At 30.6% G+C, this 22,046-nt stretch carries 22 protein-coding genes; all 22 read right to left on the bottom strand.

Annotation, left to right across the window (positions count from 1 at the left end; all coding sequences use genetic code 11):
• Positions 1-2: 2 nt before the first annotated feature.
• The 22 genes from AC2UOP_RS01700 to AC2UOP_RS01595 all read right to left on the bottom strand — a co-directional run bounded on the left by AC2UOP_RS01700 (position 3) and on the right by AC2UOP_RS01595 (position 22,046).
• Positions 3-1,235, bottom strand: a complete 1,233-nt coding sequence (locus AC2UOP_RS01700; RefSeq protein WP_484832413.1) for a BaiN/RdsA family NAD(P)/FAD-dependent oxidoreductase — start codon at positions 1,233-1,235, stop codon at positions 3-5.
• Entirely contained in the window at positions 1,236-2,102 is an 867-nt protein-coding gene (locus tag AC2UOP_RS01695; RefSeq protein WP_164993642.1) for a MurR/RpiR family transcriptional regulator, read from the bottom strand. It lies immediately after the preceding gene.
• Positions 2,080-2,673, bottom strand: coding sequence for a tRNA 5-(aminomethyl)-2-thiouridylate-methyltransferase MnmM (gene mnmM / locus AC2UOP_RS01690; protein ID WP_484832412.1), 594 nt, complete (start codon positions 2,671-2,673; stop codon positions 2,080-2,082). The genes AC2UOP_RS01695 and mnmM overlap by 23 nt, the downstream gene beginning before the upstream one ends.
• Positions 2,670-3,377: a pseudouridine synthase gene (locus AC2UOP_RS01685; RefSeq protein ID WP_484832411.1), complete on the bottom strand. Its 708-nt coding sequence runs from the start codon at positions 3,375-3,377 to the stop codon at positions 2,670-2,672. The genes mnmM and AC2UOP_RS01685 overlap by 4 nt, the downstream gene beginning before the upstream one ends.
• Entirely contained in the window at positions 3,364-3,912 is a 549-nt protein-coding gene (gene scpB, locus AC2UOP_RS01680; RefSeq protein ID WP_484832410.1) for an SMC-Scp complex subunit ScpB, read from the bottom strand. Before scpB ends, AC2UOP_RS01685 begins: the two co-directional genes overlap by 14 nt.
• Positions 3,905-4,618 (bottom strand): segregation and condensation protein A, encoded by a 714-nt coding sequence (locus tag AC2UOP_RS01675; protein ID WP_484832409.1) that lies wholly within the window; start codon positions 4,616-4,618, stop codon positions 3,905-3,907. Before AC2UOP_RS01675 ends, scpB begins: the two co-directional genes overlap by 8 nt.
• Positions 4,618-5,220: a site-2 protease family protein gene (locus tag AC2UOP_RS01670; protein ID WP_070599814.1), complete on the bottom strand. Its 603-nt coding sequence runs from the start codon at positions 5,218-5,220 to the stop codon at positions 4,618-4,620. The genes AC2UOP_RS01675 and AC2UOP_RS01670 overlap by 1 nt, the downstream gene beginning before the upstream one ends.
• Positions 5,220-6,521 carry a thymidine phosphorylase gene (locus AC2UOP_RS01665; RefSeq protein ID WP_484832408.1) on the bottom strand — a complete coding sequence of 434 codons (1,302 nt, stop codon included), beginning with the start codon at positions 6,519-6,521 and terminating at the stop codon, positions 5,220-5,222. Before AC2UOP_RS01665 ends, AC2UOP_RS01670 begins: the two co-directional genes overlap by 1 nt.
• Positions 6,508-7,062: an NUDIX hydrolase gene (locus tag AC2UOP_RS01660; protein ID WP_484832407.1), complete on the bottom strand. Its 555-nt coding sequence runs from the start codon at positions 7,060-7,062 to the stop codon at positions 6,508-6,510. The genes AC2UOP_RS01665 and AC2UOP_RS01660 overlap by 14 nt, the downstream gene beginning before the upstream one ends.
• A gap of 1 nt (position 7,063) precedes the next feature.
• A complete protein-coding gene (gene recN, locus AC2UOP_RS01655; protein WP_484832406.1) occupies positions 7,064-8,731 on the bottom strand; it encodes a DNA repair protein RecN in 1,668 nt (555 codons plus the stop codon).
• 4 nt (positions 8,732-8,735) lie between these two features.
• On the bottom strand, positions 8,736-9,518 hold the full coding sequence (locus AC2UOP_RS01650; RefSeq protein WP_484832405.1) for a TlyA family RNA methyltransferase: 783 nt from the start codon (positions 9,516-9,518) through the stop codon (positions 8,736-8,738).
• A 1-nt stretch (position 9,519) separates the two neighbouring features.
• A complete protein-coding gene (locus tag AC2UOP_RS01645; protein WP_085840176.1) occupies positions 9,520-10,128 on the bottom strand; it encodes a hypothetical protein in 609 nt (202 codons plus the stop codon).
• 680 nt (positions 10,129-10,808) lie between these two features.
• The gene (locus tag AC2UOP_RS01640; RefSeq protein ID WP_484832404.1) at positions 10,809-15,062 is read right to left on the bottom strand and encodes a PolC-type DNA polymerase III; all 4,254 of its coding nucleotides are present in this window, start codon (positions 15,060-15,062) and stop codon (positions 10,809-10,811) included.
• A gap of 4 nt (positions 15,063-15,066) precedes the next feature.
• Positions 15,067-16,116, bottom strand: coding sequence for a flavodoxin-dependent (E)-4-hydroxy-3-methylbut-2-enyl-diphosphate synthase (gene ispG / locus AC2UOP_RS01635; protein ID WP_484832570.1), 1,050 nt, complete (start codon positions 16,114-16,116; stop codon positions 15,067-15,069).
• Positions 16,116-17,135, bottom strand: coding sequence for a M50 family metallopeptidase (locus AC2UOP_RS01630; RefSeq protein ID WP_484832403.1), 1,020 nt, complete (start codon positions 17,133-17,135; stop codon positions 16,116-16,118). The genes ispG and AC2UOP_RS01630 overlap by 1 nt, the downstream gene beginning before the upstream one ends.
• Before the next feature lie 13 nt (positions 17,136-17,148).
• Positions 17,149-17,913 carry a phosphatidate cytidylyltransferase gene (locus AC2UOP_RS01625; protein ID WP_480019415.1) on the bottom strand — a complete coding sequence of 255 codons (765 nt, stop codon included), beginning with the start codon at positions 17,911-17,913 and terminating at the stop codon, positions 17,149-17,151.
• Positions 17,913-18,590 carry an undecaprenyl pyrophosphate synthase gene (gene uppS, locus AC2UOP_RS01620; protein WP_484832402.1) on the bottom strand — a complete coding sequence of 226 codons (678 nt, stop codon included), beginning with the start codon at positions 18,588-18,590 and terminating at the stop codon, positions 17,913-17,915. The genes AC2UOP_RS01625 and uppS overlap by 1 nt, the downstream gene beginning before the upstream one ends.
• A gap of 48 nt (positions 18,591-18,638) precedes the next feature.
• Complete coding sequence (gene frr, locus AC2UOP_RS01615) at positions 18,639-19,196, bottom strand: ribosome recycling factor (protein ID WP_019213551.1); 558 nt, start codon at positions 19,194-19,196, stop codon at positions 18,639-18,641.
• A 1-nt stretch (position 19,197) separates the two neighbouring features.
• The gene (gene pyrH, locus AC2UOP_RS01610; RefSeq protein WP_484832401.1) at positions 19,198-19,905 is read right to left on the bottom strand and encodes a UMP kinase; all 708 of its coding nucleotides are present in this window, start codon (positions 19,903-19,905) and stop codon (positions 19,198-19,200) included.
• A 3-nt stretch (positions 19,906-19,908) separates the two neighbouring features.
• Entirely contained in the window at positions 19,909-20,556 is a 648-nt protein-coding gene (gene tsf, locus AC2UOP_RS01605; RefSeq protein WP_019213549.1) for a translation elongation factor Ts, read from the bottom strand.
• Positions 20,557-20,565: 9 nt separating this feature from the next.
• Positions 20,566-21,309 carry a 30S ribosomal protein S2 gene (gene rpsB / locus AC2UOP_RS01600; RefSeq protein WP_019213548.1) on the bottom strand — a complete coding sequence of 248 codons (744 nt, stop codon included), beginning with the start codon at positions 21,307-21,309 and terminating at the stop codon, positions 20,566-20,568.
• Between the two features lie 260 nt (positions 21,310-21,569).
• A complete protein-coding gene (locus tag AC2UOP_RS01595) occupies positions 21,570-22,046 on the bottom strand; it encodes a PTS sugar transporter subunit IIA (RefSeq protein WP_484832400.1) in 477 nt (158 codons plus the stop codon).

The raw sequence follows: 22,046 nt of genomic DNA, 5'->3' as shown, positions 1-22,046 counted from the left end.
ACCTACTCAATGTTCATGGCTGCTTGATATGCTGTTGAAAACGCTATCTGTAAATTATATCCACCTGTTAAAGCGTCTATATCCAAGACTTCTCCTACTATGTAGAGATTTTTTACTAATTTTGATTCCATAGTCTTTGGGTCAATCTCTTTTACATTTACACCGCCAGCTGTAATTATTGCTTCATCTATATCTCTTAATGAATCATATCTTAAATCGAAGTGCTTTAAATTGTTGATAATAGCTGCTCTCTCAGACTTAGTTATATCACATGCTTTTTTATAATAGTCTATATTTATTGATTTTAAAAACATATTAATTAATTTTTTTGGCAATAGATTTTCTAATACTTTTCCAATGGATTTTAAATGTTCTTCTTCAAAAAGTAAAAGTAATTTATTATCTAATTGATCCTCACTCAATGCAGGTTTTAAATCTAAGATGAGTTTATAAGCTTCATTTGTACTCATATAAGATGAAGCACTAAGAATTATTGGACCAGATATGCCAAAGTGTGTGAAAAGCATTTCACCAAACTCTTTAAAAATTTTTTTCTTTTTTTGATTTATAACACTTACTTCTACATTTCTAAGAGATAGTCCCATAAGTTCAAGTCTGTCATCTTTATCTAGACTTGTATTCATCGCAACTAAAGATGCCTTGACAGGCTTTATGCTATGGCCAAATTTTTGAGCTAATTTATATCCATCTCCACTAGAGCCAGTTATTTTGTAGCTCATACCACCACAAGCTATTACAAGATTTCTTGCGTAATCCGCTCCAGAGCTAGTAATAATTTTAAAAATATCTTCGTTTTTATCTATATCTTTAACTATTGTTTCATTTTTAAATTTTATATTTAAATCTTTTATGAGCTTTTTAAACATTTCTATGATTTCCATAGCATCATCAGACTGAGGAAAAACACGATTGCCTCTTTCAACTTTAGTCTTTATGCCATTGTCATTAAAAAATTTAATTAGATCAATTGCTGAATAATTATTTAAAGAACTATACATAAATTTTGAATTGTGAACAATATTATTAAGTATATTCTCATTATCAGAGTAATTGCATATATTGCATCTACCTTTTCCTGTTATTCTAAGCTTTCTACCTGGATATTTATTCTTATCATATAAAATAACTTTCTTACCATTCTTAGCACAATGTACAGCAGTAAAAAGACCTGCAGCTCCTGCACCGATTACGGCTACATCATATATATTATTCATTTATTTATCTTCATAAGGATCAAAATCATATATGTCATAAGACTTATAAATCCTTTCCATTTCTGTTAAATAATCTTGAGTTGACTCTAAGTTTTTAAAGCTTAATCCAGCTATGATTATGTTTATAAGCGATAGTGGAGCGACGAATGAATCTATGAATAGAATTATATCGTTTTTTGCAACCAAAACTAAATCGCTGTTTTTTGCAATAGTTGTATTTGTATTGTCTGTTAGAGAAATAACCTTACTTCCCTTTGATTTAGCGTATTTAAGAATGCTTACTGATTTTTTAGAGTATCTTGGATAGCTAATGCAAAAGAATGTATCTTCTTCGTTCATGTGTAACATATTCTCATAAACTATATCGTCATCTGAATTAATTATGATAGCGTCTTTACCCATTAATTTTAAGTAGAAGCAGAAATAATTTGCTAAGAAAGATGATGTTCTTAAGCCAAGAACGAAAATTTTTCTGCTTTTATTTAAAATATCTATGCCTTCATAAAGTTTTTCTTTATCAAGATCAGTTTTTAATCTTTTTACGTCGTGCGCATCAGTTGTTAAGCATGATTCAACGAGTTCATCCATGGTTTTTATTTGTCTTAGCTTAATTCTGTCTATATTAGAAAGACTTATTTTAGCCAGTTCATGAATATCGTCTTTAAGCTCTTTGTATCCGTCATAACCAAGTAATGTAGCAAATCTTACTACGGTTGATTCACTTAAACCAAGCTCTACAGCAAGTTTTTGAGCAGTTTGAAAGGTTGATTTGTGAAAATTATTAAGAATGTAGTCAGCAATTAACCTCTGCCCTTTACTAAATTGTTTTTTATTTTGCTCAATTCTATAGATTAAATTTTTCTCCATCATCCTCACTCCTCTTCTCTAAAATATATGTTTTACATGGTTTATTCTTTTGATTGATAAACTCTAGTTTAATAACATTAAAAATTTTTTGATCTAAACTATTTAAAAAATCATAAATCTTAATATCTTCTACACTTCCTTCTTCATGACCTGGATATGTAGTTATCATAATAATTGCTCCAAAACTTAGCTTTTCTAATAGTAATTCTATTGATTTTATTGTGCTTTTTGAATTGGTGACAAGCTTTTTATCAGCTCCAGGTAGATAACCTAAATTATATATTGCAAAATCAATATCTTCATGTATATCTGATAAATCATCATGACTTTTGTTAAGATAGATACAGTTCTTATATGCGTATGAATCTAATAAAGATTTTGTGTTTTCTATAGCCTTGATTTGAACATCGTAAAGATATAAGTTTTTATAATTTGGAGCATTTTGCAATACTCTTAGGCTGTCATGACCATTGCCACAAGTCATATCTACTAGTATCTTTTTATCTTTCAAAAAAGTTTTTAATATATAATCAATAAAATGATTAGTGTTATCTAAGAATTTATATTTCATCTAAATGATTCAACTTCTTCCCTTGATAATTTTCTAAATTCTCCAACCTTTAGTGGTCCTAGCTCTAAATTACCAATTTTAACTCTTTTTAACATAAGTACTTTATATCCTAATACTTTAAACATATTTCTAACTTGATGATTTCTACCCTCGCATATTGATATAGATACTAAGGAGCTCTCATCATAAACATTAAGCACCTTTACAATGCTTGGCGCGGTTTTAACCCCATCAAGATATACACCAGTTCTTAGCTTATTAAGATCATTTTTATTAGGCGCTTTATCAAGTTTGGCGATATATTCTTTATATATTTCATGCTTTGGATGCATAATTCCATTAGACCACTCGCCATCGTTTGTTAAAAGCAATAAACCAGTTGTATTTGCATCAAGTCTTCCAACAGGATATATTCTCTTTTTTATCTTATAGTCATATAGATCTGAAATTATTTTCTTTGCATATTTGTCTTTTAATGTAGTCACGTAACCTAACGGTTTATTTAGAGCTATGTATATCTTTCTGTCTTTATCAATGCTAATTATATCACCATTTAATTTAACTATATCATTTTCAGGATCGACAAAACATGGCATTTTCTCAACCACTTTATTATTAACTGTTACTTTCTTTTTTTCTATAAGTTCGTCTGCTCTTCTGCGAGATACTTCTGCGTTTTCAGCTATAAACTTATTTAATCTCACTTTCTCCATTATCTTGCCTTTCTATATCAATTTCCATGTTTATATTTGGAAGCTCAGATAAATCTTCTATGCCAAAGCTTCTTAAGAAAATATCTGTAGTTCCATAAAGTATAGGTTTACCTGGTGTATCAAGTCTTCCCGCTTCTTCTATAAGTCCTCTATCAAGTAATGTATTTACAGGACCGTCAGACTTAACTGATCTAATCTTTTCTATCTCCATCTTAGTTACAGGCTGTTTATATGCGATGATAGATAGCGTTTCGATAGATGCATTACTTAGATTATTTTTTGTTTTATCAATAAGTAATTTTTTTACATAATCAAAATATATGTCTCTGCTAATAAGCTGATATGTGCTATTCATTCGAATTATTTTTAATCCATCATTACTTGAGTCCATATCATTTCTTAATTGTTCTATCATAGTTTCTGCTTCATCAAGCTCTATTTCACATATCTCACTAATTACTTTTATATCAAGTGGATCTCCCCATGCAAATAAAAGCGCTTTAATAATTTGTTTTATATTATTCATTAGTATCACCCATGTATGTGAAGTTTATATCTGAGAATGTTTCTTCTTGTTCATAGTTAATCACTTTGTTTTGAATAAGTTCTAGTACACTTATAAATAATGTGATTACATAAGCTACGTCAACAATTTCTGGAATAAATTCACTTAATTTTAATTTTTTGTTCTTTTTAAACCTTTTAATTATATCGTGCGTCATTTTTTTAACACCGTATTTTTCTCTACGTATACTGTTTGGCTCTTGTTTTATAATTGTTCTTTTGTTGGTAAGCAGCTCCACAAGCACCTTTGATAAGTTTTCTAAATCAAAGTTTAAATCTAAAACTTCTTCTTTCTCATCGATCTCATCCATAGGTTTGAACACAAAATTATTTGATTCTTCGTACATAGAGTTTAAATATAAAGACACATCCTTATATATTTTATACTCTAAAATATTTTTGCTTAGTTCAAGTCTAGGATCTTCTTCTACGTTATCTTTTTCAACTGGTATAAGCATCTTAGACTTTATCTCAAGAAGTCTTGAAGCCATTACAAGAAAATCGCTACTCATCTCTACATCAATCTCATCAGATGTATTGATATAGTCAAGAAACTTTTCTGTTATTTCATTTATTGGTATATCAAAGATGTCCATCTTCTCTTTATCTATTAATTCCAATAAAACATCAAAAGGACCTTTGTAGTTACTTATTTCTACATTATACATTATACTATCTTCCCTATTAAATTAATCATAAAATTAACCATTGGTACCAGAATTTTATCAAGTGTACTACTCATTATTAATAAGAGCAATATTATATATCCATATCTTTCGTATTTAATTAAGTAATATTCATATTTTAATGGTAAAAATGAAAATAGTATCTTTGAACCATCTAATGGAGGTATTGGAATAAGATTAAACACACCTAAAATTATATTGAACCAGAAAATATTTAGTAATAATTCTTGCATAAACTCATTTAAATGTATATGCTTCAATATAATTACAGAGATGATTGCCAAGATAAAATTTGTTAATACACCAGCTATAGCAACAAAAAATGTACCCTTTTTTCTATCTCTAAAATTATTTGGGTTTATCATAACTGGTTTTGCCCACCCAAATTTGAAAAATATTAAACAAATAGTTCCTATAGGGTCTAGATGATGTAGTGGGTTCAGTGAAAGTCTACCATCATTTTTAGCAGTTTCATCACCGCATAGATATGCAGCAAAGCCGTGTGCCATTTCATGAGGAATTATAGCTACAAGAACAGCTATTGACCTTATAATAAATTCATGAAAATTTATATTATCTAGCATTATTTAATCACCTCTAAAATGTGAGTATCATTTATTGAGCTATCTGCATATACTACACTTTCTTTTAATTTCTTTATTTGTATTGGACATAGCTCTTTATTTGATCTTATAGTAAATAGCAAATCACCTTTATCAATTTTGTCTCCAATATTCTTTTCGTTTATCAATCCTACTGTGTAATCAATATTATCCTCTTTTTTTAGTCTTCCTGCGCCAAGCTCATTAAGCGTTTTGGCAATATCTTTTAGCTTATATGAACTTAAATATCCACTAGAATCAGCTAAAATTTCAGTTTCATATTTAGCTTTATCAAATTTATTTATATCTTCAATATAGGATATGTCTCCGCCTTGATTGTGAACAAACTTTAAGAACATTTCAAAAGCGTCGCCACTATCTAAAACATTTTTAATTTTCTCTTTGACAAAAGAATATTCTACGTTTTCTATATTAAGAATTAATTCATAAACAATATGATTTATCTCGTCGCACAAGTCATCATAATCTTTGTAATTGCCTTTTAAAAAGTCGATTACTTCAATAATTTCTAGGTTATTGCCAACTCTTTTACCAAGAGGCTTATTCATTGAGCTTATTATAAAAGTAGTTTTTCTTTGGAAAGCCTTTGATATAGCTAGCATTGCTTTGCAAAGCTCTCTAGCTTTGTTAATATTTTCCATAAAAGCGCCGCTACCGCATTTAACATCGATTACTAAGGAGTCATTTCTAAAGCTAAATTTTTTACTAAGTATCGATGAAGCTATCAAGGGTATTGAGTCAACACTTGCGCATACATCTCTAAGGGCGTAAAGAATTTTATCGGCTTTAGCTATATTTTCTGATTGACTTATTATAAAAAAGCCTAAATCATTAGCAGTTTTTTTAATCCATTCATCACTTTGATTAACTTTAAAACCTGGTATCGATTCAAGTTTATCTAAAGTACCTCCAGTAAAACCTAGGCTTCTGCCACTCATTTTTAAAAATTTATATCCCATAGAAGCAAGTATTGGACCAAGTATTAGGCTTACTTTATCTCCTACACCTCCAGTTGAGTGCTTATCGAGTATAGCTGAGTCAATACCTTTAAAATCTACATATTCACCATTGCCTATTATTGCCTTAGTTAAATAATATGTCTCTTCATCGTTAAGTCCATTCAAAAAAATTGCCATAAGTAGACTAGATGTTTGATAGTCAGCAATGGATTCATCTAATATACCCCTGATAAAAAAGTCAATTTCGTTTTTATTTAATAATTTTTTATCTCTTTTCTTTTCAATTATGTTAATTATGTTCATTTTTATTTTTTAAATAATCATAAGCATAGTTAATAGCAATGATTGAGCTTGCGTTTTGAACTTCTCCGTATAAAATCTTTTTTCTTAGTTCTTCTATCTCAATCTCTTCTACTTCTAAAAATTCTCCATCATCAAGGTGTTGCTCTGTTTTTACTAAATCTTCTGCCAAAAATAAATCAATTTTTTCATCAGAATATCCAGGTGATGTGTAAAACTCCATGATATATTTTGGGTTTTCGCATAAATAACCTGTTTCTTCCTCAAGCTCTCTAGTGGCAGCTTGTACAGGCGTTTCTTGAACTTCAACAAGACCAGCAGGTACTTCTAATAAAGTTTTTTCAACTGCCTTTCTGTATTGTCTAACCATTAAAAGCTTAGTTCCTTTTATTGCAATAATTACAACAGCAGGTTTATGCTCAATTATTTCTCTTTTAGAATATTTTTTATTAGGCATTTCAATAGTATCAATACGCAAACTTAGTATTTTGCCTTGATAAATCTTTTCGCTTTTTAACGTTGTTTCTACTTCAATATTTTCCATTCTATTCCTCACTTTTTAATAATTCTTTAGCATTTTTTATAGCTATATCACTAATTTTACCTGAGCTTAATAGCCTTGCTAGCTCTAAAACTCTTCCATCATAGTCAAGCCTACGAACATGGCTTATGGTAGCTTCGTTCTCATTAGCTTTTTCCACTAGATAATGTTCTTTTGCCTTAGCTAAAATTTGTGGCAAATGTGATATAGATATTATCTGGTATTTATTTGATAATTCTTTTAATTTATTTGCAAGGCAGCTTGCTGTGTAGCCGCTAAGTCCTGCATCTATCTCATCAAAGATGATAGTGTCAATATTGTCAAAATCAGCTCCTAAATTTTTTATGGCAAGCATTAGTCTTGACATTTCACCGCCAGATATAATTTCGCTGATAGGCTTAACAGATTGGCCTTTATTTGCGCTCATAAGTATTTCTACTTCGTCATAGCCATAATCTTTCATGGCCTTCTTTGTCTCGACCGATATCTCGACCTGAATATTATTCATATTTAGTGTTTTTAATTCATCTTCTAGCATCTTTGAAATCTTTTTCGCTAGTGCTTTTCTTTTCGTGCTTAATTCATTTGCTTTTATGTCAAATGCTTTTTTATAATCAATTAAAGATTTCTCTAAATTTTCTCGTTCTATCTCAATATTTTTTATTTCTTTAAGTTTTTTGTCCAAGTCTTCCCTATATAGATTAATATCTGAAATTGTGTTGCCATATTTATATTTAATCTTGCTTATCTCATAAATTCTTTTATTTAACTCATATAGTCTTTCTTGATCATAATCAATTGAATCAGAAAAGTAATTTATCTCTTCATTTATATCTTTTATAAGTTCTTGATAATCCATGAGTTTTTCGTACCAAGATGCAGCATCTTTTGAGTACTCTTTTAAATCATCTACAAGGTTACTTGCATCTGATAGTAAGGCGTCAACGCTATAGTTTTCACTTTCTCTTAAAATTTGATTTATCTTATAAGATGTTTTCTTTATCTCCTCACTAGAGTTAAGCCTCTTTATTTCGGCCTCTAGCTCTTCGTCTTCACCTTCCAAAATTTCAGCTTTATCGATCTCATTTTTTTGAAATTCAATAAAGTCTATCTGATTATCAATCTCTTTTTGATTACTTGGAAGCTCTTTTAAACGCTTATTTGTTTTATCTATTTTATTATATAAATCCTCAATTTCGCTAAGTAAAGATTTATATTCATTATCTCCAAAATAATCGAGTATATATATGTGTTCATTTTTGTCTAATAGAGTAAATTGCTCTTTTTGTCCTAATATGTTAATGCTAATATTACTTATTTCACTCAAATCTTTAAGCGTTATGCTCACATCATTAATATAATTCTCACTTGATTTATCCCTATATATAGTTCTTTTTAAAATAATAGGACTTTTTAGTTTTGTATTCATAATTTGATTAATTTTGCTTAATTTTTTATTATCTAAATCAATATGAGCTTCAATACTTGAAAATTCTTTACCATCTCTAATTTGATTTTTGCTCGCTTTTGCACCAAGCACAACAGCTAAGGCGTCAACAATGATGGATTTACCACTACCAGTTTCACCTGATATAGCGGAAAAACCATTGTCAAAATCAAGATCTAATGAATCAATTATAGCAAAATCTTTAATATATAATTTTTTAAGCATATATTCACCTACTTAAAGAATCTTTTACTAATTTTTTAATATCAATATTTCTTGCAATGTCTTTTCTTGTAAATAATGCAAGGTACTCAATATTACCTTCCCCGCCTTCTATAGGCGATTTGCATATATCATTTAAATAAAGGCCTTTTGCATGAAAAGATAATATTACTTTATTTATTGCATCTATATGTAATTTAGCATCATTAAATATGCCATTTTTTCTCTTTATTTTGCCTGATTCAAATTGTGGCTTAATTAAAACTACAAGTTTACTTTTTTCATTTACAAGCAAATTAAAAGCATCAGCTAATAATGTTAATGATATAAAACTTAAATCTGATGTAATTATATCAAAATCTTCATTAAAAGTATCCTCTTTAATGTTTCTTGCATCAAAAGATTCAATAGATATAACTTTTTCATTCTCTTTTAAAGATGGATGAAGTTGATCTTTGCCAACATCTACAGCATATACTAGATGTGCCCCATTCTTTACTAAAACGTCTGTGAAGCCACCTGTTGATGCTCCTATATCTATACATGTCTTATCATTAATATCTAATTTAAATGCATCTATTGCCTTAATTAGCTTAAGTGAACCTCTTGATACATATCTTGTTATATCATTATCTGTATTTATTGCTACAATATCATTTTCATCAACATCATAACTTGGGCTAAGAATAATTTTGCCATTGACATAAACAAATGAACCAAGAATTAACTTTTTAGCTTTGGTCCTACTATCAATATCTTTAAATTCGTTTAAATACTTATCTAATCTCATATTATTTATTCTTTTTAAAAATATTTCTAAATTTTAAAATTATCTTTGAAATAAAAAATATTATTTCTCTATATTTATTTATTGCAACGGATTTACCTAAAGATTTGCCTCCGACTGTAAAACCAGCGACTGATGCTGTAATTAAAGTACCTATAAGAGCTATGTTTATATCGTTAAATTTATCATAAATTTTGCTAAGAAGACTCGCACCTAAGGCACCTGAGATAATTCCAGCCATGTCACCGATTACGTCATTGCAAAAGCTTGATACCTTATCAGCATTTTTAATTAAATCAATAGCTACTTTTCCCTCTTGTATGCGGTTTGCAGCCATTGAATGGAATAGTTTTTGATCTGCACTAGTTACGCTCACGCCTATAATATCAAATATTATACCAATAAGTATAACGGAAAGAAGCATAATAACACCGACGAAAATATTTACGTCTTTAAGTAAATGGTCTAGTAAAAACGATAAGGCGACAGACATAATAAATGTAAACATGGTTATGAGCATTGTCCACCTATAATCTGTTTTAGACGTTTTGCTTTTTTTATTTTTTTCTATTTTATTTATACTTTTTTCTTTATATTTATTTTTTAGTTTCAAAATATTCTCCTATATAAATTTAGGCTTATTATATATTACCTAATTTGATAATATTAAAAACATTAATTTACAATAAAAGCTGATAGTTACCTATCAGCTATAGTGGCAACTAAAAAAGTAAATCTTACGGCTTAGGTCCAGTTGGTTTTCCCTTACTAAGGCTATATGTCACCAATCATAGCGGTTTCCCATTAATTTAGTAATTATACTGTTGCCAAATATAATACTGGATTGCCACTTAGTCCGCACTGTAATCCCTTTTTAGTCATCTTACGATTTAGTCTAGAAGTTTTCCCAAACAGTATTTTATATCCTTAGCCTCTTTTGCAATTTAGGTTTCGATAACTTTTTTTATTGTTCTCTGGCCACAAGTTCAATAAAAAGACCTTATCATCCGCACTAGACCACTCAAGGCAAGCTACACTATTTATAAAAAATAGGTCTACATAAGATAAATCTTACGCCTCCGCGACAGCAGGGTCAACGCCTACATGCCGTTGTAGATCGCCCCATCTGTCTTACTCTCAAAGAATGCCCATGACTGGGCGTCACAAGCACAAATCAAGAACTTCATCGATACGCTCTTTGGCGGATTTTTAGCCCCGCCTTCATGATATAGAATACTGACTAGAATACTACACCACTAATTTGATTATACTATAATAGTGGTATTTTGTCAATTAAAATAAGCTTATCTGGTTGGTTTCATGCATATCTTTAAAAAAGTTTATAGATTTTAAATATGCAATTACTGTGCTGTTGACCTGAGTCCTTTTTTGAAAGTCCTCAATTGAGTTAAACTCTTTAAGTTCTCTCTCTCTAATTATGTTATTAGCTGGATCTTTACCAAGTCCAGCAATTACTGTAAATGGAGGAATGATTTCACCATCAATAACAGTAAATTTTGTTGCTAGAGATTTATCTAAATCTATTGGCGCAATACTTATATTTCTAAGCTGCATTTCTTTGACTACTTCTGCTAAAGATAACAGATCTTCATCTTTTTTCTTTGCTTGTGGGTTTTGAGAAATTTCTCTCATCAACGCATCTAAATTATCAATTTTTTGAACAAGAGCGTCATAATCAAAATCATTTATCTTTTGAGTAAAATATGTTGCGTAGAATGCGGCTGGATAATAAATTTTGTACCAAGCAAGTCTGTAGCTCATCATAACATAGGCAGCAGCGTGCGCTTTTGGAAATAGATATGAAATTTTATGACAGCTATCTAGGTACCACTCTGGTAGTGGATACTTCTTTATTTCATCTTCATAATTTACAATTATAGTTTCATTATCAACAATTTTCTTTTGTATTAATGGTTTACCTTTTCTAACAAACTCCATTATTTTAAATGCTGTAGATTTATCCATGCCTGCATCAATTAATTGGTTCATGATGTCATCTCTAGTAGAAATAACTTCTGACATAGGTACATTCATCTCATTTACAAGTTTTTCTGCGTTACTATTCCAAACGTTTGTTCCATGTGAAAGACCACTTATTCTAACAAGATCTGAGAATGTTTTTGGTTTTGTATCTTTAAGCATGCCTCTAACAAAGTTTGTACCAAATTCTGGTATAGCTATGGTTCCTACGCCAAATTTTAAATCATCTTTATCAATACCTAAAGCCTCAGTTGATGAAAATATTGACAATGTTTTTTCATCATCAAATGGTATATCTTCAATTTTGGTATTAGTTAGGTCTTCAAGATTCTTTATAATGTTAGGAACATCATGACCAAGAAGGTCAAGCTTAAGTATTTTACCGCTTATGGAGTGATAATCGAAATGCGTTGTAATTATATCTGTTCCCATGTCATCAGCTGGTTTTTGAACTGGAGTAAAATCTAGTATGCTCTTATTTTTAGGAACTACCATTACCCCGCCAGCGTGTTGGCCAGTTGTTCTCTTTGAGCCTTTTATTCTTTTACTTAAAAACATAGCGTGCAAATATGAAATATTTTTATTTTTCTTCTCAAGATAATCCAAGATACAAGCAGCAGCAGTCTTATCAGCTAGAGTGCCAATGGTTCCAGCTCTGAATACAAAATTTTCACCGAATATCTTTTCTGTATTTTTATGTGCTGTCAATTGATAATCGCCCGCAAAGTTTAGGTCTATATCTGGTTCCTTATCTCCATTAAAACCTAAAAATACTTCGAATGGTATCTTTTGTCCGTCTCTATTCATTTCATGTGAACATATTGGACAATTTTTACGAGGAAGGTCAAAGCCTGAATCATATTTTGGATCATCGACAAATTCGCTGTGTTTACAATTTGGGCACACATAGTGAGGTATAAGTGGATTAACCTCAGTTATATCGCTCATAGTAGCTGCAAATGATGAGCCGACAGAGCCTCTTGAACCAACAACGTAGCCATCGGTATTTGATTGTAAAATAAGTTTTCTTGCTATGATGTATAAAACCGCATAACCATTGCCAATTATTGAATCAAGCTCTTTATCAAGCCTCTTTTTAACTATCTCTGGAAGTGGATCTCCATATATGCTTGTAGCTTTATTATAGCAGCAGTCTCTAAGGTCTTTATCTGAATTTTCAATAAATGGCGGGAAGGTATCTTTAGGAATTGGCCTTATATTTTCAAATTTTTCTGCAAATGCTAAAGTATTATCAATAACAATTTCTTTTGTTTCCTCTTCGCTTAAGTAAGGAAAACTATTTAATAATTCCTTTGTAGTTTTAAAATAATGATCTGTGTTATTACATTCTTTTCTGCTTCCTACAAAATTTTTTCTGTTAAAGACTAAAATTGATCTATAGACACTATCACTTTGATCAATATAATAAACATCGCCATTAGCAAGTACTGGAACATTTACTTCTTTTGCTGCATTATATAGCCTTCTATTAATATTTTTAATTGAATCCATTTCGTGAAGGCTCTCATCTTCGATTAAATAAAGATATTGGTCCATTGGTTGAAGCTCGACAAAGTCATAGTATCTAATCATTTCTTTAAGTTTATCGATCTCTTCACATCTAATTAATGCGTTGTATATAGGGCCGTTGTAAGAGCCTCCTCCTATTAAAAGGCCTTCTCTGTTTTCATCTATTTGACTTTTATAAACGATTGGCTGTCTATTGTAATTATCAATATGAGATAGAGAAATCAGTCTATATAAATTTTTTAAACCTGTTAAATTTGTAGCAAATATTGAAATATTGTGAACATTATAATAATTTTGTGATTTTATTTTTGACATATCGTCAAGATTATTGCAATTTTGTTCTTTTAATAAATCTAAAAGCTTTAAGAACACAAAACCTGTAGCTGTTGCGTCATCTATTGCTCTATGATGATTTTCTAGATTGATATTAAATAGAGCTGTTAATGTATCTAGTCTATGCTTTTTCAAATCTGGCAATAAATATCTAGAAAGTTCAAGTGTATCTATATATTCATAATCAAATTTGATTCCTTTTCTGTGCATAGAGCTTTTAATAAAAGAAATATCGAATTCAGCGTTATGAGCGACTAAGACTGAATCTTTACAAAAGTCTATAAAATTTTCTAATATTTCATCAAATGATGGGCAGCCAGCTACAGTAGCATCATCAATTGTAGTTAATTCTGTAATTCTATACGGTATATGAAAACCTGGATCAGTAAATTCTGAGAAATTATCTATAACTTTGCCATCTTTTATCTTCACTGCACCCATTTCTATAACTCTATCGTCAGTTGCTGAAAAGCCTGTAGTTTCTACGTCAAAAACAACAAAGGTGTTTTTGTTATCGCCTTTGTAATTGTTTACTAAAGTTTTTGTATCGTCAAATAAATTCGCTTCTACACCATATAAAGGTTTAATACCTGTTTCTATAGCTGCATCCATAATTTCTGGATAGCTTTGAACAACATTTTTGTCCATGAAGCCGAGCGAATCATAGCCTCTCTTTTTTGCTTCTTTAAAATATTCTTTGGCTGATATAAAGCCTTCTTGACTTGACATCTTAGTGTGTAGTCCTATTTCTACTCTCTTTATATCTTCTGTTTCTTCATCTGTTTTTTCTTCACTAATTATTTCATAGCTGTAAATCTTTATGCTCATGATATTTTGGAAAAGATTAACATTGCCGCAAAGGTATAATTTAACTCCGTTATCTATATCATATTCATAATCATATTTTCCTTCTTTATTTTTTCTTATGAATTTACTAACTCTGATAGCCTCTTCACCGTCATCTACAGCAAATTTAACCAAGGCATAATCATCTCTGTCAACAAACTCATAAGCAAAGACTTCTCCTTGTATTGTAATAAAGTCCATATCAGAAGTGATATCTTTTATCTTGATGCATTTATTTTTATCAATTTCTTTTTTCTTTCTGAAAAATGATTTTTTATCGCCGTTTTCAGCACTTGCTTCGCTTTTTTTCTTTTCTTCTTTAACAATTTTAAAGCTTTCACTTATTTGTTCAGCGTTATTTTTTAATTGATCAATAAATTCTTCTTTATTGATAACAATTTCTTTGCATTTAGTCTTTATAGCCTTATTTTCAAAGCTTGCGCACAAAGATCTCATCAGTTCAAGGAAAGGATTTGCATTGAAGCTATCTAGTATTAGCTGATTATCAAGTGTAAATGTATATGATACATCATCTTCTTCATAGCTTAATGCTTTTTCATCGATATCAGTAAATTCATTTCTTATTGAATTGAAATATTCACTGCACTTTGTATATTGTATTGCATTAATATTTACATCTGATAAAGAGAATTTTAAAAAAGTAGACTTAATTAATTCATCTACTTTTGGAGCTAGACTTTGCTCTTTCAAATTATAATAATAAGTTATTTTAAGTGTCTTTTCATTAAGAACAGGACTTTCAAAAAATATCTTATCATCATCTGAAAGAAAATCTATATTTATATTCAGTTCTTCAGGTTTAAATAATTTTATCATTGCTTCACATTCTTTCGATTTCTTTTAACAATTCTTCAACTACTTCATTTCTATCAAGTTTTTTAATAACCTTACCCCTTTTAAATAGATAAGCGTATTCTTTGCTCATGCTGATCCCGATATCAGCATTTTTTGCTTCACCTGGTCCATTAACAGGACATCCCATAACTGCTACTGTGATATCTTTTTTTATATTTGCTAGTAAAGGTTCAAGCTCTTCTACTATAGGTATGATATTTATCTTAGTTCTAGCGCATGTTGGACAAGAAACAAGGTTCACAGAGTCTTTGCGTATGCCTAAAGCGTTTAAAATCTTCTTAGCGGCGATAACTTCTTCTAGTGGGTCTGATGTTAGAGAAACACGTATTGTGTCCCCTATACCATCTTTTAAAAGCGTTCCTATGGCTATAGATGATTTAACTATACCAACAGATGGCGATCCAGCTTCTGTTAGTCCCAAATGTAGAGGATAATCGCACATTGATGAAAACATTCTATTTGCATCTATGCAAGTATTTACATCGGATGACTTTATAGATACTTTTATATTATAAAAATCAAGCTTATTAAGCATCTCAACTTGCTCAAGTGCGCCATAAACAAGTGACTCTTTATTAACGCCATTATATTTATCTAATATTTTTTTAGAAATAGATCCTGAATTTGCCCCTACTCTTATAGGTAAATTCTTATCTTTGCAGATGTCTACTATTTCTCTAAGCTCTGAGCTTGAATTAAGATTGCCAGGATTTATTCTTATGCAGTCGTAACCTTCTCTTGCTGCCATTAGAGCAAGTTTATAATCAAATTGTATATCAGCTATCACTGGCACATGAATTTTTTTCTTAATTTCTTTTATAGCCTTAGCATCTTCTTCGTCATTAACAGCCATCCTTATTATATCTAGGCCATTTTCTTCCATCTTTATAGTTTGTTTGACTGTGTTTTCAACGTCTTTCGTATCAGTATTTGTCATTGATTGTATAGTTATAGAAGCATCGCCACCTATAGCTACATCACGAACAAAAATTTTTCTAGTTTTTTTTCTTTCTATCATCTAATCAATCCTCTGATGTCATTATAAGTTACAAATAAGAATAAAAGTATTAGTATTGAAAAACCTACTATATTTACTATATATTCAACTTTTTTATTCGGTTTAATTCCTGTTATCATTTCAAATAATATAAAAACTGCTTTACCGCCATCTAGCGCTGGGAATGGTAATAGATTAAAGAAAGCAAGGTTTATGCTTATTAGTCCCAATAAAAACATAACTGAGCTGAAGCCAACTTTAGCTGCACTTGCTATAGTTTTAATTATGACAACGGGTCCTGAAACTTCATTTTTCTTAACATTTCCTTTAAAAGCTCTGCCTAAAAAATCAAACATTGATCTAAAGGCGTATCTACATGTATTGATGCTCTCTTTAAAAGCGCCAAAAAAGTCATAACGCACCTTAGGCATTATGCCAATCTTTTTATATTCGATTGTTTTACCGTTATCCTCTATAGTTGCTAGCTCTGGTTTTATTTCTACGTTTATAAGCTTTCCATCTCTTTTCAAAGTAAGTGTATCACTCTCATTTTTAGAATTAATTATCATATTTCTTAATTCTAAAAATAATAATGGCTTTTTACCATTATATGAAATTATCTCATCATTTTCTTGTATACCGGCAATATATGCTGGAGAATTAGCTTCAATTTTATCAATACTTAAGTCAGTGAAGCCACTTTGCATATTCACAATAAGAAAAGCCACTACCGCTAACAGCATATTCATAAAAGCTCCTGCTAATATAACTACAAGCCTCTTATATGCTTTAGCGTTATCAAAACTTCTTTCGTCAGCGCTGTCTTCATCCTCACCTTCCATGGCACAGTAACCGCCAAGAGGAAAAATTCTAAGTGAATAAAGAGTCTCACCTTTTTGTTTCTTTAATATAGCTTGACCCATGCCAACAGCAAACTCGTTGACCTTGATGCCAGCCCACTTAGCCATAATAAAATGACCAAACTCGTGAATAGTTACTAAAGTTAAAAATACTAAAAATGCTACTATTATACTCATAAATCATTGCTCCTTAAAAAAAACAGATTATTACAAAGGGGCATACCAATAAAATGCTATCAAATCTATCCATTATGCCTCCATGTCCTGGGAATATGTATCCGTAGTCCTTAATATTATAATATCTCTTAAGCTTAGAGAAAATTAAATCACCAAATTGGGCAACTATAGGTGCTAAAATTAAACCAATTATATAATAAGGATTGCTTTTTAAATTAAAATAGCTAATATAAAGATATGTTATAGCTAGACTTGTTATGTACGAGCCAACAGAACCCTCAATTGTTTTATTAGGGCTGATTCTTTCTATTAGTTTATGTTTACCAAAGAGTGAGCCAAATACATAAGCAAATATATCGCTTGATGTAGATATTAAAAATACAAGTATAAGTTTAGTTCTATCTGCAATATTATAAAACATTGTAAATGGCATAATTATAAAACATGTAGTGAAAATTAAGCTAATAAAGCTTCTAGACGAAAATTCTTTATCCAAAACACTTATTATTGAAAATAATATAAGCATCAAAACAAAAATATGCATATTTGGCATAAATGATGTGTATATATTAATGTATAGGATGAGATTTAGCATAATAGCTAGAATACATGTAAGTTTTTTCCTTGAGTCTGTCATCATGTGCAAAACTTCATATGAAGCTAACGAAGCAAATAAAAAGATGGCAAATCTATAGATATGATTCATATCATAGATTACAAGGCCTAGTAGTAAAAGCACCACTACTGTTGTTATTAGTCTTTTATAAAAGCTCTTCATTATATTCCTCCGTATCTTCTATGTCTTCTGGCAAAATTTTCTAATGCTTCAGCAAAATCTTCTCTATGAAAGTCTGGCCAAAGTTTATCTGTAAAATAAAGTTCACTATAAGCTGATTGCATAAGTAAAAAGTTTGATAGTCTTTCTTCCCCACTCGTTCTGATTATTAAATCAGGATCTGGTATATATGAGTTATAAAAATATTCTTTAAGATCTTCGTAAGAATTAATTTCTCTTCCATCTTTTTGAGCAAGATTTATAGCTCTAATAATTTCATCTCTCGAACCATAATTTAAGCAGATATTTAGAATAAGTCCTGTGTTTTTTGAAGTTCTCTCTATGGCTCCATCAATAACTTTTTTTGATTCAGGATATATCTCATCTAAATCACCAGATACAACTATTTTAACGTTGTTTCTATCAAGTTCATCTATTTGGCTATTGATATAAATAATTATTAGCTTCATCAAAAAAGATACTTCTTCTTTTGGTCTTTTCCAGTTTTCTTTAGAAAAGGCATATAAAGTAAGATATTTAATACCTGCATCTGAGGCATACCTTACATTTTCTATAACTCTGTTCATACCTTCTTTGTGGCCATAAGTTCTTGGCATATTTCTCTTTTTTGCCCATCTACCATTGCCATCCATAATTATTGCTACGTGATTTGGAATCATAACTATCTCCTTGTAAATAACCCCCCTATAAAGAGGGGGGTTAATATTTTACACTTCCATTAATTCTGCTTGTTTATCTTTTGTGATTGCATCAATCTTTTCAGTGTATTTATCAGTTAATTTTTGTGCATCATCTTCAAATGTCTTTCTGTCATCTTCACTGATATCTCCATCTTTTTCAGCCTTTTTAATAGAATCCATTAGGTCTCTTCTTAGATTTCTTATAATAATCTTAGTATCTTCACCTTTTTTAGAAACTATCTTAGTTAATTCTTTACGTCTATCCTCTGTTAATTGAGGGAACGGTAAACGAATTAGCTTGCCATCGTTTGATGGAGTGATGCCTAAGTCTGATTTTTGAATTTCTTTTTCAATTTCAGGTATTGTAGATGCATCATACGGTTGAATAACAAGTAATCTTGCTTCAGGTGCTGAAACGTTTGCAAGCTGTTGCAATGGAGTCATAACACCATAATAGCTAACCATAAGTTTATCAAGTAATGCTGGGTTAGCTCTACCAGCTCTTACTGAATTAAGATCTTCTTTAAAAACTTCTATTGTTTTATTCATCTTCGGTTCATATTCTTGACTAAATCTATCAGGCATATTAATCCTCCTTTACAATAGTTCCTATCTTTTCACCTTCAACAACCCTTACAATATTATCCGGATTATCTATACCAAATACTACAAGAGGTATATTATTATCCATACATAAAGATGTTGCAGTTGCATCCATAATTTTTAAATTCTTACTTAGTATATCAAGATAAGATAGTTTTTCAAACTTTTTAGCATCTTTATTTTGTTTTGGATCGCTGTCATAGATACCATCTACACCTTTCTTAGCTAATAGTATAGCCTCTGCATTGATTTCAGCAGCTCTAAGCGCAGCTGTCGTATCAGTTGAAAAATAAGGGTTTCCAGTTCCTGCAGCAAATATGACAACCATCTTCTTTTCTAGTTGTCTAATTGCTCTTCTTCTTATATATGGCTCGGCAACAGCTCTCATCTCGATAGATGTTTGTACTCTTGTTAGTACATCCATCTTCTCAAGTGCGTCTTGAAGCGCAAGTGCATTCATGACAGTGCCTAGCATGCCCATATAGTCAGATGTTGCTCTTTGTATATTTAATGAGTCTCTTCCTCTCCAGAAGTTTCCTCCGCCTACAACTATACCGACTTCAACACCCATTTCAGTGATAGTCTTTACTCTTTTAGCGATTGACTTAATAACTTCATTATCAATACCAGTCTTAGCGCTTCCAGCTAAAGCTTCACCACTTAATTTTAAAACGATCCTTTTAAAAGCCATAAATTATTGACCCATTTGTTTTGCTACTTCAGCAGCAAAATCTTCTTCTCTCTTTTCTAAGCCTTCGCCAACTTCATATCTAACGAAACGTCTAATCTTGATGTTTTCACCAATCTTAGCGATTTTATTTTTTAATAAATCATTTACAGTTATGCTTGGATCTTTGATGAATGGTTGATCTAATAAGCATACTCTTTCATAGAATTTATGCATTCTACCTTCAACCATCTTTTCAGCGATATTTTGAGGTTTTCCTTCGTTTATAGCTTGTTGAATAAGAACTTCTTTTTCTTTATCAATAGCTTCTTGAGGAACATCTTCTTCGCATAAATATTCAGGGTTTGATGCAGCTACTTGCATAGCTATATCTTTTACAAATTCTTTGAATTCATCTGTCTTAGCCACGAAGTCAGTTTCTGAGTTAACTTCAACTAAAACACCAATTCTTCCTGAGTGAATATAAGAAGCAACTAAGCCTTCAGACGCAATTCTTGAAGCTTTCTTTTCAGCTGAAGCTAATCCTTTTTCTCTTAAAAGATCTATAGCTTTATCGATGTCGCCATCTGTTTCAACTAAAACCTTCTTGCAGTCCATCATGCCTGCTCCAGTTTTTTCTCTTAATTCCTTAATTAATTGTGCACTTATAGCCATATTTACCTCCTAGTTTTCTTCGTTATTTATTTCTTCTTTTTCTTCTACTTTTTCTTCAGAATGCTCTTGTTTACCTTGTTTTCCTTCGATAACAGCATTTGCTAGAGTTTCAGTTATTAACTTAACCGCTCTGATAGCGTCATCGTTACCAGGGATAGCTATATCAACTTCATCTGGATCGCAGTTAGTATCAACTAAACCAACAACTGGTATACCAAGAATTTTAGCTTCGTTTATAGCAATCTTTTCTTTCTTAGGGTCTACTACAAATATTAATTGTGGCATTCCGTCCATATCTTTGATACCATTTAGATATCTAGCTAATTTTTCTCTTTCAGCTCTGATAGTAGCTACTTCTTTCTTAGGTAAAACGCTTAAAGAACCGTCTTCTTCCATCTTGTTGTACTCTTCAAGTTTTTTAATTCTACCCTTGATAGTGTTGTAGTTAGTAAGCATACCGCCTAACCATCTTTGGTTAACGTAATACATATCGCATCTTTTAGCTTCTGATTCGATAGCTTCTTGAGCTTGTTTCTTTGTTCCTACGAATAGAACCTTTCCGCCTTCTTCAACAACATCCTTGATCAATTTGTAAGCTTGTTCAACTTGATCAACTGTTTTTTGTAGGTCGATGATATAGATTCCGTTTCTTTCTGTGAAAATGAATCTAGCCATCTTAGGGTTCCATCTTCTAGTTTGGTGTCCGAAATGAACACCTGCTTCTAATAAGTCTTTCATTGCAATTACTGCCATGTCTTTCTACCTCCAAGTTTTTTTCTTTACACTTCATTCACCTGCCGCCTTAACTAAAGTTTAGCACCTGAGGCGTACATCGTGAAGTGTGCATATTTTTACTAATCAATTATAACATATAAGTTTATAAATTACAAGCATTTTCTATTTATAAAAGATATTTTCTTTTTGTTAAAAAATAAAATAGATGTTAGTCATATATAGATTAACATCTAAAATAAAAAGCGAGACATATATGCCTCGCTCAAATTATTTTATATTTATAAATTTATTTTAACTGCTAAATCTTGATTAGCAACGACGTCCTTTTTATCACTTTTATCAAGAGATTTAACTTGATCCATATTTGTAATTACTATAGGTGTAGTAGTTTCTTTACCTTTAGATTTGATATAATCAATATCAAACTCTATAAGTTTTTGACCTTTTTTAACATGGTCGCCTTCATTGACAAAGCCTTTGAAGCCTTCACCATTAAGCTCAACTGTATCCATACCTATATGAACAAGTATTTCAACATCTTTTGCTTTTAGGCCAATAGCGTGAAGCGTATGAAACAATTGAACGACTTCGCAATCAAATGGTGCATATAAAACGCCTTCCTTTGGTTCGATTGCTATGCCATCGCCAAGAATTTTTTGTGAAAATACTTGATCTTTTACTTCTGTTATATCTATAAGCTTTCCAGTAATTGGAGAGTATAGATCTAGTTCTTTTTTCTTTGAAAATAGTCCCAT

Source organism: Fenollaria sp. (genome assembly GCF_057222035.1).
This window is presented reverse-complemented; position numbering and strand designations above follow the sequence as displayed.